Consider the following 12,901-nt stretch of genomic DNA (forward strand, 5'->3'; position numbering starts at 1 on the left):
AATCGGCCCCGAAATTAGTAGCAACCTTAACTATTCGCCGTTACTCGTTGGTGTCCCAATTGTTTCCGTGGTGTTACACCGTGGGGAGTTGCCGCGCTGCACCTTAAGGGGCGGCTTATGGTGGACGGCGACGCGGTAGCATTTAAACCGTGGAAAGACGCGATATTGGATCATGGCTCGAGGGGCCGCCGCAGCTGCACGCTGGTGGGTGGCCGGGCAAGCGACTGGGGCGTCCAGAATATGGACCCGGCAGCGTGGCAAGGATTGGGCCACGGGTCGTCGCGCTCTTCATCGACTGGGGGCTAGCCATGCTCGTCTCCTTCCTCTTTTTTAACGCCGATGCCGTGGCTAATCTCGCCATCTTTGCCGCCATGACCTTGGTTTTCGTCTCGGTGACCGGCCACACCGTGGGGCACCGAGTGATGGGCATGCAGGTGCAGCGCCTTGATGGAACAGCCGTCAAGCCTGTGGACGGTGTGGTGCGCACGCTGCTGGTGTGCCTCGTGATCCCGGCTCTCCTCTCCGACGCGGACCAGCGGGGATTGCAGGACAGGGTCCGGCAGACGATTTTGGTGCGTACGCGCTAGGGGCACCACCCCGACGAACGCATCGAGGGCCTCCACGGAAATCCGTGGAGGCCCTCGACACAAATGGGAAGGGTGCGACCTACCGGCCGCGCAAGGAGCGGCGGTCCGGGCGGGCGCGCATCGGGTCAATGCCCTTCGGGACCGGAAGCTTGCCCGTGCCGAGCGCGCTCAGGCGGCGGTCGACCTGGTGAACAGCGGCTTTATCCAGCTTCTTCGGCAGCTTCTTCATGGTCTTGGCGACGTCGCCGAGCTTCGTCTGGCCATCGGCCGACCCAGCATTGATCACGTGAATGGGTACGTTCGGCAATACGCGAGACATGCGGCGCCGCTCGCCCTCCACCAGGGGCTTGACTCGGCCCGAAGGCCCCTCGGTCACCAACACGACGCCCGGCTTGCCGATCGCCATGAAGACTAGGTCCTGCGTCCGCGGGCTCACCGCAACGGGCTCTTCTTTGACGTTCCAGCCGCGCTTGAGCGTGCTCATGGCGGCCCCAGCGGCGCCTTGTCGACCCTCGATTTGGGCGAAGGCGGCCGTCTCAGCCTTCCGCGAGAGAACGATGGTCGCCAAGAGGAGGCCGATCGGAATGGAGATCAGCAGCAGGGTGACCCAGTTATTGATGAGCAGGCCGATGACGAGGCCAACGGCCACGACGCCCAGGAAGACCAGAGCCATCCACCACACGACGCTCGGGTCGTGCCGGCGGGTCATCTTGAACACCTGAGCAATCTGCTTCAGGCGTCCGGGCTCCTTGTTCGCTTTCTCGGGCTTCGGCTTGCGTTTGAACAGGCCGCGCTTCTGCGGCTCATCTGCGGATGCGCTGTTGGAGGTGTTGGCCATAATGGCTCAATTCTACGCGATCGCGCGGCCCTTCTTCTCCATGGCTTCCCGCCACAAGGTGCCTGCGCGGTAGGACGAACGCACCAACGGGCCGCTCATGACGCCTAGGAAGCCCATCTCTTCGGCTTCCTGCTTAATTTCGACAAACTCTTGAGGCTTCACCCAGCGGTCCACGGGGAGGTGGCGCTCCGTGGGGCGCAAATATTGGGTGACCGTGATCAGGTCGCACCCGGCGTCGTAGTGGTCCTGCAAGGCCTGAGTGATCTCTTGCCGCGTCTCGCCCATGCCGAGGATGAGATTCGACTTCGTGATCATGCCGCGCCGGCGACCGTGAGCGAGTACGTCGAGCGAGCGCTCGTACCGGAACGCGGGGCGGATCCGCTTAAAGATGCGCGGAACGGTCTCCACGTTGTGGGCGAAAACCTCTGGGGCCGAGTCACAGATTTCATCGAGGTACTCGGGCTTGCCGGAGAAGTCTGGAATCAGCAGCTCCACGCCCGTGTCTGGGTTCATTTTGTGAATCTGCCGCACCGTTTGGGCGTAGAGCCACGTGCCCTCGTCCTCTAAGTCGTCGCGAGCCACGCCTGTCACCGTCGCGTACCGCAGCTCCATCTTCTTCACGCTGGTGGCAACTTTGAAGGGTTCGGCTCGGTCCACCGGCTGGGGCTTGCCGGTATCGATCTGGCAGAAGTCGCACCGACGCGTACACGCTGAACCGCCAATCAGGAAGGTCGCCTCCCGATCTTCCCAACATTCGAAAATGTTGGGGCAGCCCGCCTCCTGACAGACCGTGTGTAGGCCTTCTGATTTGACGAGGTTCTTCAGCTCCACGTACTCCGGGCCGATATTGACCTTCGCTTTGATCCAATCCGGCTTTCTCTCGACGGGGGTGGACGCATTGCGCTGTTCAATCCGCAGGAGGCGGCGGCCTTCTGGTGCCAAAGTCATGCAAGTACTCCCTGATGTGAGGATGTGGCGGTGTGGTTCTCCGCCGTCGTGCCGATGGCTGCTGGTAGCAGCCGTTCGAATTCCTTCTTGACGTGGCTGACGACGTCGGCCGGGGTGATGTGTTGGTGGGCTTCAGCGCTGATCGTCGTCACCGAAGCGTCCGTGATTCCGCAGGGGATGATGTTGCCGTAGGCGCTGAGGTCGTTCGAGCAATTCAGCGCAAAGCCATGCATCGTCACGCCGTGCAGCACGCGGATCCCGATGGCGGCGATCTTTCGATCCTGCGCGCCGCGATCGCCGCGGACCCAGACCCCAGCGCGGCCGTCGACGCGTGTGGCGTCGATGCCATAGTGCGCGACGACGTTGATCAGTACCTCCTCAAGGCGCCAGACGTAGTCCTTGACGGCCGAGCGATCCGCCAAGGGAACGATGGGATACGCCACCAACTGACCGGGACCATGCCAGGTGAGTTTGCCGCCGCGGTCGACGTCGACCACGTCCGTGCCATCTCGGGGGAGATCTTGCGGTTCGGTGCGCTTGCCAGCCGTATACACGGCAGCATGTTCGAGGAGAAGCACCTCCGGTGCGGCCTCTTCCGCGACCACTCGCTGGTGCAGATCGCGTTGAAGATCCCAGCATTCGCGGTAGTCAACGAAGGAAGGCGCCAAGCCCAAGGTGCGAAACGTCAGAGCCATGGTGGTCAGCGTACGCCGCGTCGCGAGTCGATGCTACTCGTGGTCGCGCGTCGCCTGTGGATAACTCCTGCAGCACGTCATAAAACCGGCTACAAAAGACTTATGAACGAAAGAGGCTCGCAGCAATGCCAAGAATCGGCACGATTTGACGCCGTCTTACACGGGGGCGTCGAAGTCGTGAGTCACCCGAGAGCCCTCGGCGCCGGAGGCTCGGGGCGCGTATACCTCGTTGATCGCGCCGACGGTCGTGAGGCGGCGCTGAAGGTTCTTGCGGAGGACTCCGGACAGCCACGTCGGCACGAAGGTGACCTGATGTCAGGTCTCGAGCACGACCACTTGGTGTCTCAGCTCGGTTGGGGGCGCTGCGACCAGGGCCAAGGGCTCTTGATGGAGTATTTACCGGGTGGCACCGCGGAAGCTCTGGTGCGGCACTCGGACCGGCTCTCTCCAGGCGAGGTGCTCACGGTCGTGGCCCCTATCGCGTCGGCGGTGGCATACCTCCACGGGCAGGGGGTGAGTCACGGCGACATTTCGCCGGGCAATATCCTGTTCACTGCGGATGGGCGGCCCCAGCTGGTTGATCTCGGATTGGCCGCACTTCCGGGCCGGCGCGGCCAGCGCGCCGGTACCGAGGGATTCATGGCGCCCGAGCTCCACGATGAATCTGCGGTGGATGATCCGCGCCGGCGGCAAGGTGCGGACGTGTACTCGCTGGCTGGTGTGACTTGGTTCCTGCTGACCGGTCATCCGGCCGAGCCCACCTTTCACCGTCCCCCTCTACCGGGCCTGCGCCAAGATGTCCCCGCTGCCGCCGTCGACCTCATCGAGCGAGGTTTGGCAGAAGACCCAGACGAGCGGCCGAGCGCGGCTGAGTTCTGGCGCGACATCTTTGCGCTCGGAAACCCCGAACCCCTGGACCTTCGGGCGTCCGCGGACGCCCGGGGGCTGGCACGGCTCGTGACGTCCGCCGTGACGCCAGCGCACCGCCGCGCCAAGCGACGCCGGGGTTCCACTCGGTTCGCTCGTTGGCGCCCACAGCGAGGGATCCGCCGTGGAGTGAGTCCGCGTGTGAGGCTCGAGGCCCGGCGCGCACGGGGCGTCGGTGAGCACGCGCCGCACTGGAAGCGTCGCGGGATCCTCCTCGGCGGCGCGCTGGTCGCGATCGTCGCTGGTGCGCTGTACTGGGGGTTCGAATCAGCGAGTGAGCGCGCAGGGCAACCGGCCGCGGGAACGAGCCGGGCCATGGGCAACCCGCACGGACGGGAACCGTCCGCGGCTCAGCTGCCAGGAGGCGACGAAGCGGCTGCTACTCGAGCGCGGACGGAAGCGGTGCTCAATGACCTCGCCATGCAGCGCGCCGAAGCATTAGTGAATCGAAATTCGGATGCCCTGGACGAGGTATACATCGATGACGCCGCAGCTCGGCCGGACATCGAGGTGATCGAGGCGCTGGAATTGCGCGGCGAGGTCTATCAGGGCCTGCAATTGTCCATGGAAGTGGACTCTGTGGCGTCCGCAAACGCCGCGACGCAGGTCGTCGAGGCCGTCGGTCGCCTGTCCGCGTATCGAGTGATGACTGAGGACGGTGAGGTAGTGGAGGACGTGTCGGGGACGACGAGGCAAGACCTCACGGTCACCTTAGTGCGCACTGACGGTGCGGGCTGGAAAATCTCGAGTCTGACGGCGGAGGATCCAGCCTAGGACCCAACATGGCCGGTCGCCTCACATGACGGTGGCTGCCTTCCTCGAGCGTCATCTCGAACAAGGCGGCCACCGGACCGAGGCCGTGCGGTGTTTTACCAGAAAATCGCGAGCGCCACGTTGATGAGGGAGAAGCCACCGACCGTGTGAGCGATGCCCTTCGAGACGTCTTCGCCCTTCGCCATCTTCTTGCGGCCGATGATCGCGGCCACGAGGACGGCGATCAGGAGCACGAGCTTGACGCCAATTTTGGCGTGATTCACCGGATCATCCGCCGTCGCGTTCATCTCCGCGAGGCCTGTCAGCGCGAGTCCGCTGACCAGCTGCACCCAAGCACCGATGAACTGCCAGCGCCCAACCGTGGGCGTCTTGAAGGCTGCCAGCCATCCACCGACCAGGGCCGCGGCACCCAAAATATGGAAGAAGAGAAGAAGCGAATGAAGGAAATCCATGCGCCCTATTCTACGGGTTTTCGACGACGTGTCGAAAAGTGCGCCAATGGTCACCAATGCACAACAGCCCGGGGCGAGGACACGTAGTGGTGTCCTCGCCCCGGGCTGTTTGGAGAGCGTAGCTTAGAGGCCGAGCTCCCCTTCGAAGGCGCCGCCTTCCAGCCGCGCCTTGAGGGTCTGCAGGAAGCGGCCTGCGTCGGCCCCGTCGACCAGTCGGTGATCATAGGTCAGCGACAGGTACATCATGTGGCGGATGGCGATCGTGTCATCGCCTTCGTCGTTGGTGACAACGACGGGGCGCTTGACGATGGCACCCGTGCCGAGAATGGCGACCTGCGGCTGGTTGATGATGGGCGTGTCGAAGAGCGCGCCCACCGAGCCGATGTTCGTGATCGAGAACGTGCCGCCCGATAACTCATCTGGACCGATCTTGCCGTCGCGCGTGCGGGCTGCAACGTCGGCGATCTTGCCGGCGAGGCCCGCCATGTTCAAATCACCAGCATCCTGAATGACGGGAACCAGCAGGCCCTTCTCGGTGTCCACCGCGATGGCCAGGTGCTCGGAACCGTGGTAGGTGATCTCCTGCTTCTGCTCGTCGTATTCAGCGTTGAGCTTCGGGTGCTGCTTCAGCGCCTCGGTCACCGCCTTGGCGATGAACGGCAGGAAGGTCAAGTTGGTGCCGTTGACGGCCTTAAAGTTGGCCTTGGCGCTCGAGCGCAGCTTGGCTACGCGCGTCATATCGACTTCCTGAACCTGCGTCAGCTGCGTCGAGACATCCAGCGATTCGCGCATGCGGCTGGCGATGACCTGACGGATACGCGGAGCCTTAACCGTCGTCCCGCGCAGCGAAGAAGCCTCAGCCGCCGGGGCGGCCGACTTCGGTGCCGCTGCAGCCGCCGGAGTGGACGCCGCGGAGGACTTCTTCGCCGAAATGGCTTCCTCAACGTCTTGCTTGCGGATGCGCCCACCGACGCCGGTGCCCTTAACCGTGCTCAGATCGATGTCATTCTGATTGGCCAGCTTGCGGACCAGCGGCGTCACGTAACCGTCGGCGCTGGGGGTCTCGGCCGACGGGGAGTTCTCCTGCTTCGCCGCCGGCTTGTCCTCGCGCTGCGGCGCTTCGGCCGGCTTCTCCTCCGACGTGTCAGCGGCGGAGTCCTGCGACGGCTTCTGCTCCGCCTCGGACTTGTCTTCCTTCGGCGCTTCGTTCTGAGGAGCTTCTTCCTTCGGCGCCTCCTGCTTCGGCGCCTCGTCCGTGGACGATGCACCGGAGCCGATCAAGGCCAACACGGAACCGACCTCGGCGGTCTCGTCCTCACCGACCTTGATCTCCAGCAGCGTGCCCGCGGCCGGGGAGGGGACCTCGGTGTCGACCTTGTCCGTGGAGACCTCGAGCAGAGGTTCATCGACGGCAACGTCGTCGCCGACTTCCTTCAGCCACCGCGTGACCGTACCTTCGGTGACGGATTCGCCGAGCGCCGGGAGGGTGATTTCGGTGGCGTCGCCGCTCGCGGACGACGAGTCCTCCTTCGGTGACTCCGTCGCCTTCTCCGAATCCGATTCCGGAGCCTCATCGGCCTCGGGCTCTTCAGCAGGAGTCTCCTCCGCAGCGGATTCTTCTTCGGCGGTTTCCTCGGCGGAGCCCTCATCGTTGCTGCCGGACGAGCCATCGCCGATGCGCACGAGCGGGGAGCCAACTTCCGCCTCTTCATCTTCGCCAACAAAGATTTCCTCGATGACGCCAGCCACCGGGGAAGGTACCTCGGTGTCGACCTTGTCAGTCGAGACCTCGACAAGCGGCTCGTCGACCTCGACGCGATCGCCGACAGCCTTCAGCCAGCGAGTCACGGTTCCCTCGGTGACGCTTTCACCGAGAGCGGGCAGATTTACGGTTTCAGACATGTTGTCCCCGTCCTCCTATGGGCGTGAATCTTGTGATCGTGGTGGTGGCTCAGCCGTGCAGCGGCTTGCCGGCCAAGGCCAGGGCGGCTTCGCCGAGGGCCTCGTTCTGCGTGGGGTGAGCGTGGAGCAGCGGAGCCAAATCCTCGGGGTAGGCTTCCCAATTCACGATCAGCTGCGATTCGCCAATCTGCTCGCCGATGCGCCCGCCGATGCCGTGAACACCAACGATGGGGCCGTCCTTCTGGCGGACGAGCTTGATGATTCCGCCCGTGCCGAGGATCGACGACTTGCCGTTGCCGGCCAGGTTGTATTCCTGCGTCTCGATGTTGTCAGCACCAAACTTCTCGGCGGCCTTGGGCTCGGAGTAGCCCACCGACATGATTTCTGGCTCGCAGTACGTGACCTTCGGGATGTTGATGTCCTCAACGACGACGGGGTTCAAGCCAGCGATTTCTTCCGCCACGAAGATGCCCTGCTGGAATCCACGGTGAGCGAGCTGAACGCCGGGGACAATGTCACCGATCGCGTAAATGTTGCCGACGCCCGTGTGGAGTCGCTCATTGGCCAAGACGAAACCGCGATCCATCGGAATGCCCTGATCTTCGTAGCCGAGTCCTTCGGTGACGGGGCCGCGGCCCACGGCCACCAGGACGACGTCGGCCTCAAACGTCTTGCCGTCGGCGAGCGTGACCTTTGCGGCGTCGTCGTTCTGTTCCACCTTCTCGAAGAAGGTACCGGTGTTGAACTTGATGCCGCGCTTCTTGAAGGAGCGCTCGAGGTTCTTGATGATCGCCGGATCTTCGTTCGGCACCAAGTTGGGCAAACCCTCAACGATGGTGACGTCCACGCCGAAGGACTTCCAGACAGAGGCGAACTCCACACCGATCACGCCGCCGCCGAGGACGATGGCGGACTCGGGGAGGGAGTCCATGTTCAGTGCCTCGGTGGAGGTCATGATGCGTCCGCCGATCTCGATGCCCATGGTCTTCGAGGTCGAGCCGGAGGCGAGAATGATGTTCTTGCCCTTGTACTGGGTGCCATCCACGTCGATGGTGTCCTGACCCACGAGGCGGCCGTAACCCTCAATGACGGTGACTTTCTTCATCTTCAGCAGCCCGGACAGGCCCTTGAACTTGCCCGCGATGATGCCGTCCTTGTATTCGCGGACCTTAGCCAAGTCGATGGACTCGAGCGACGTATTGATGCCGTACTTTGCGCCCTCGCGAGCGTGGTCCGCCAGCTCCGCGGAGTGCAGGTAAGCCTTCGTCGGAATGCAGCCGGTGTGCAGGCACGTGCCGCCCACCTTGGCCTTCTCGATCAGACCGACAGTCAGGCCGAGCTGGACGGCGCGCAATGCTGCCGCATAGCCGCCGCTGCCGCCACCGAGGATCAGTACGTCAAACTCTTGCGTTGTTGCCGTTTCGGCCACGTGAACGCTCCCTCGCGATTGAGTTAGGGCTCCCGAGTCAACGGGAGGTGCTGTGGAGACGCCGGCCACGCTGTTCTCGTGCCGGCTCATTGTGGTGTTCTTTCAAGAAGTACCTTAGCCCCTATCGCCCGTGCTAGGCATCTGGCTAAGACACAGGAGAGAGTTCTCACGCACGGTTATTGCCCGCTGCGTCACTGACTCACCCCTAGAGGGCGGGGCACGCTATTCGTGGTACCCCGCCCTGAGAGTGCTGCGCGATCCTCACCCGCGAGTGCGCCGAGGACGTCGAAGCGGACGCTAGCTGGCGAGCGACTCCGCGTAGGTGACGAGCGTGCGCACCATCGTGCCGGTGCCGTTCTTGGGCGTGTAACCAAAGGCGGCAGAGTCGTTGAAGGATGGGCCCGCAATGTCGATGTGGGCCCACGGGATTTTCTCTCCGTCAACCTCGCCGACGAACTCGTGGAGGAAGACTGCTGCCGTCATCATGCCGCCGAAACGTTCCCCGATGTTGGCCAGATCTGCCACCTCCGAGCTGATGGAGGGCCGCAGTTCTTCTGGCAGCGGCATGGGCCACGCGGTCTCGCCCGCGGCGTCTGCTGCCTCTTTCAGAGCATCGCGGATCGCGGCGTCGCCCATGAGGCCCGTGGTCCGGCGGCCGAGGGCCACCATTTGCGCGCCCGTCAGGGTCGCGATGTCGAGGATCACGTCCGGCTTGTCGTTGCTGGCGGCGGCCAAGCCATCACCCATCACGAGGCGACCCTCAGCATCCGTGTTGAGGATTTCCACGGTCTTGCCATTGAACATGGTCACGACGTCGCCCGGCCGGGTGGCGGAGCCCGACGGCATGTTTTCGGCCAGACACAGCCACACCGTCATCTTCAGGGGTAGGCCGAGCTCGGAGACGGCCAGAATGGTCTGTAGCGCCGTGGCTGCGCCAGCCATATCCGACTTCATGTGGTGCATGTTGGCGGCTGGCTTAAGGGAAATGCCGCCGGTGTCAAAAGTGATGCCCTTGCCGATGATGGCCAAGTGTTGCTTGGGCTTCGACGGCGAATACTCGACCTTGACCAGGCGCGGCGGGCGCTCCGACCCGCGGCCGACGCCCATGATGCCGCCGTAGCCGTCCTTTTCCAGACGCTTCTCGTCCAGCACCGTTACCTTCAAGCGCTGGGACTTGCCGGCGTCGTACGCGGCCTGCGCGAACGTCTCTGGATAGAGGAGGTTGGAGGAGGTGTTGACGAGGTCGCGGACGCCGCGGACGGCGCGGCCGACGACCGCGGCGCGCTTGAGGGCTGCCGGCAGATCCTCTTCGACTGCGGCGGCCGTTGCCACGATCGCCTCAGTGAGGACCGTCTCTGGCTCGGCCTCGGAGCGCAGGTTGTCGAAGCGGTAGGCCCCGAGGGCAATGCCTTCCGCCACAGCCGCTGCCGACTGCGTGGTGGCGGCAGGCAGGGCGAACAGGACCTTCTCGAGTCCCGTGACCTGACGGGCCACAGCGCCAGCGGCTCGGCGCAACGTCTCCTCGGGCACGATGTCATCGGTCCCGACGGTGCCTAGCCCCGTGGCGATGACGACGTCGGCACGAGTGCCTTCCGGGGCCGGGAGGCGGACGATGTCGTCGGCCTTTCCGGTGGCGCCAGCCAGCTCGAGGGAGCGCTCAAGCGCGGCGGTGTCCTGGCGGGACAGGACAGAGGCGACGATCCGGGGCGACTCCTTGGAGGAGCCAGCGGCGGCGAGGCCAACCACGAGGGCATCGGCAGCGACTCGCTTGATGTCGGTGGAAACGGCCGTGAGTTTCAGGTCGCTGTTGTTGATCACGAAAACTGAAATCCTTAATGCCCGGTAGTCATTCTCAGTCCGAGCGCTCATCCAAAGCCGCGGGTAGGCGGCGTTGGAACGAATACATGGGTCTTGAGCATCGTAACGGACGCCACAGGAGCAGACCCCTCTGCTTCGGTAAAATAGGTGGGCTGTTTCGTCCAACGGCGAACAACAGCTGGTGATGAGCCCGCGCCGCAGAATGCGTGGCCGCGGCGGGAACAATCGAGGGTTTCACCCGGTTGAACACCATGAGACGTTGGCCAACAAGCCAAGGGGAAAGGGGACAACGTGCTGGATCCGATGTCGCTGATTCGTCTAGACGACGAGCGGATTGATGACGTCGACCTGCAGGGGCGTGATCTCCTGATCGCTCTCGATGGACAAGCCGACGCGGGCCGCGTGGTCAAACAGGTGCGGGAGTCCCTGTTGGAACACTCGGAAGCGACGAGAATTGCTGCCTTCGATGCGGACCAGCTCATTGATTACCGCAGTCGCCGCCCGCACATTACCTTCGCTGGGGATCACTTCACGGCCTACCAGCGGCCCCGCATCGAGCTGTATGCCCTGCGGGACGGGTTGGGGACGCCGTTTTTGATGTTGACCGGTCCGGAGCCTGATCTGCAGTGGGATCGCTTCACGTCAGCCGTGGGTCACTTGGCGGCGGCACTCAACGTGTGCCTCGCGGTCTCCTTCGGTGGTGTCCCGATGCCCGTGCCGCATACCCGGCAGCTCGGGGTGACTGTTTACGGTAATCGCCCCGACCTGGCTGAGGGAGTGACGACGTGGAACCCGAGCGCGGAAATCCCGGCGTCTGTGAACTATTTGATTGAGCTGGAGCTCATGCAACAGGGGCGCGACGTGGTGGGATACACCCTCCACGTGCCGCACTACTTGGGAGACGCCGAGTATCCGCAAGTGGCGGTGGCAGCGCTTGAACATTGCGGCGCGGCCATGGGGTTGGGTCTGCCGACCGACGAGCTGCGGGAAGCCGCGCGTCGTGTCGAGGAGCAAATCCACCATCAAGTGGAGGGCTCTGAGGAGATCCAGAAAATGGTGGCGAGCTTTGAACAGCGCTTTGATGAGGTCGCCCCCAAGGAACGCCGTTCGCTTCTGCTCGGCGCTGGCGAGGAGGTCCCGGACGGCGAGGACATTGCCGAGGCCGTCGAAGCTTACTTGTCTGACCAGGCGAGCGACGAACACTAGGAACGCATCACCCTTCGTGCACACGCCGAGCGCTGCGCGGAGTTATCAACAGTTCTCCTGACGGAACTCCACGTCCGGGAGGCGCGTGGCCAGAGTGAGGGTATGACACCTCATCCAACGCCCTCCCGTTCTTGGAAACCGTCCGTGAGCTTGCGTGAATCTCGGGATGTTCTTGCGGCTGCGCCGCATCTGCTCGGATTTACACCGCAGAACTCCTTGGTCCTGTTGTTGGTCTCCGGCGCGGCCCTCGTGGCGACCTTGCGCGTGGATGTGCCGGAGCTTGCAGCCCGCCACGATCTCACCGGAGACGAAGTCTCCACCGTGATCGCCCGTGCCCAGCGATATGTTGAACCGGTCGCCGACGTGGATCGGATCTTCGTGATTGCCTATGGCGCTCCAGCGCCGGGGGAGCGCATGGCGTATGCCGAGCTCATCGAGGATCTGAGTGTCACCTTGGCTTTAGACAGCGTGGAGGTTGCCGAGGCGTGGTACGTCGGTGCGGGACGGTGGCGCCACTACGTCTGCCCCAAGCGGGACTGTTGCCCCGTGACTGGCCGACCCGTCGCGGAGCTCGCGACCGCGGAGGCCAACGTCGAGTTCACGGTGAGGGGGAGCGCTCCCGCGAACGGTCTGTGGGACGGCTCCACTCATACCGACTGGCCGGACAGGTCACGCGTGCGGTGCATCGCCGACGAGTTCGCGCGCGGACAGCGCTCACGCTTGACCATCAAGACCCTGTTGCGTCGCTGGAATGGCCTGCTCGAGACTCAGTCCACGGAGGCGCTGGATGAACTTCGTCGGGATCCGGAGTTCACCGGCTCCATCGTGGGATCGCTGCGGCGACTGCAGGCCCGGAACTTCATCCTGGCCCTCGGTGGGGACGCGTTGGCCCTAGAACAGGTGCCCCTTGAACGAGGGGACCTCGGCTACCGGCCCGCGAGCGACGAATCCGTAGCGATTGACCATGAGCCCATGGTGTCGCGCACATTGTCCTTTGTCACGGGCACCTTGCATTGCCAGCCGAACTGGCCGCGTCTCGATCGGTTGTGGGAGGTCGCCTTCGGGCTGCTCCCGGCCACTGAGGGTGAAGATCGCTCGGCCCTTTTGGTTCTCATGGCCTGGATGGAATGGGCACGAGGACGCAGTAGTGCCGCGGCCGCTCTGCTGGCTTCCAGCGGTGGCCGGGACATCGGAGATCAGCTGGCCGAAATGGTGCACACGAAGGTGAGAGACGGCGTGCTGGCCAACTGGACGCATGATCCTGGCCGTGCATGGCGCGTGGGGCCTGCCTCGGAAGCTGCTTAACCGAAGAAACGGCCACGCTC

General features: G+C 63.9%; 11 protein-coding genes. 4 read left to right on the forward strand and 7 right to left on the reverse strand.

Translation table 11 applies throughout. From position 1 onward, the window contains the following. Positions 1-254 precede the first annotated feature (254 nt). The gene (locus tag IW252_RS12270; protein ID WP_331271537.1) at positions 255-587 is read left to right on the forward strand and encodes an RDD family protein; all 333 of its coding nucleotides are present in this window, start codon (positions 255-257) and stop codon (positions 585-587) included. Between the two features lie 79 nt (positions 588-666). On the opposite strand, the gene IW252_RS12275 is transcribed toward IW252_RS12270, so the two are convergent. The 3 genes from IW252_RS12275 to lipB are packed head-to-tail and all read right to left on the reverse strand — an operon-like array spanning position 667 to position 3,068. Further along, positions 667-1,425: a DUF4191 domain-containing protein gene (locus IW252_RS12275; RefSeq protein WP_196836817.1), complete on the reverse strand. Its 759-nt coding sequence runs from the start codon at positions 1,423-1,425 to the stop codon at positions 667-669. Between the two features lie 12 nt (positions 1,426-1,437). Further along, positions 1,438-2,373 (reverse strand): lipoyl synthase, encoded by a 936-nt coding sequence (lipA, locus tag IW252_RS12280; RefSeq protein WP_196836818.1) that lies wholly within the window; start codon positions 2,371-2,373, stop codon positions 1,438-1,440. Then, positions 2,370-3,068, reverse strand: a complete 699-nt coding sequence (lipB, locus tag IW252_RS12285) for a lipoyl(octanoyl) transferase LipB (RefSeq protein ID WP_196836819.1) — start codon at positions 3,066-3,068, stop codon at positions 2,370-2,372. The genes lipA and lipB overlap by 4 nt, the downstream gene beginning before the upstream one ends. A 102-nt stretch (positions 3,069-3,170) precedes the next feature. Here lipB and IW252_RS12290 point away from each other — a divergent pair, with 102 nt between their 5' ends. Continuing rightward, positions 3,171-4,769, forward strand: coding sequence for a serine/threonine protein kinase (locus IW252_RS12290; protein WP_231366005.1), 1,599 nt, complete (start codon positions 3,171-3,173; stop codon positions 4,767-4,769). Positions 4,770-4,864: 95 nt separating this feature from the next. Here the strand turns inward: IW252_RS12290 and IW252_RS12295 are convergent, their stop codons facing one another. The 4 genes from IW252_RS12295 to IW252_RS12310 form a co-directional block, all read right to left on the reverse strand. Then, positions 4,865-5,221 (reverse strand): hypothetical protein, encoded by a 357-nt coding sequence (locus IW252_RS12295; protein ID WP_196836821.1) that lies wholly within the window; start codon positions 5,219-5,221, stop codon positions 4,865-4,867. Positions 5,222-5,344: 123 nt separating this feature from the next. Then, on the reverse strand, positions 5,345-7,123 hold the full coding sequence (gene sucB / locus IW252_RS12300; protein ID WP_196836822.1) for a 2-oxoglutarate dehydrogenase, E2 component, dihydrolipoamide succinyltransferase: 1,779 nt from the start codon (positions 7,121-7,123) through the stop codon (positions 5,345-5,347). Between the two features lie 49 nt (positions 7,124-7,172). Next, positions 7,173-8,552 (reverse strand): dihydrolipoyl dehydrogenase, encoded by a 1,380-nt coding sequence (lpdA, locus tag IW252_RS12305; RefSeq protein WP_196836823.1) that lies wholly within the window; start codon positions 8,550-8,552, stop codon positions 7,173-7,175. Positions 8,553-8,849: 297 nt separating this feature from the next. Continuing rightward, on the reverse strand, positions 8,850-10,370 hold the full coding sequence (locus IW252_RS12310) for a leucyl aminopeptidase (protein ID WP_196836824.1): 1,521 nt from the start codon (positions 10,368-10,370) through the stop codon (positions 8,850-8,852). Positions 10,371-10,661: 291 nt separating this feature from the next. On the opposite strand from IW252_RS12310, the gene IW252_RS12315 reads away from it, so the two are divergent. Together IW252_RS12315 and IW252_RS12320 are read left to right on the forward strand one after the other, a co-directional pair. Further along, positions 10,662-11,576 (forward strand): PAC2 family protein, encoded by a 915-nt coding sequence (locus IW252_RS12315; RefSeq protein WP_196836825.1) that lies wholly within the window; start codon positions 10,662-10,664, stop codon positions 11,574-11,576. Between the two features lie 144 nt (positions 11,577-11,720). Next, complete coding sequence (locus IW252_RS12320; protein WP_196836826.1) at positions 11,721-12,881, forward strand: DUF4192 family protein; 1,161 nt, start codon at positions 11,721-11,723, stop codon at positions 12,879-12,881. The last annotated feature ends 20 nt before the right edge of the window (positions 12,882-12,901 follow it).

The organism is Zhihengliuella flava (genome assembly GCF_015751895.1).
GTDB lineage: Bacteria > Actinomycetota > Actinomycetes > Actinomycetales > Micrococcaceae > Zhihengliuella > Zhihengliuella flava.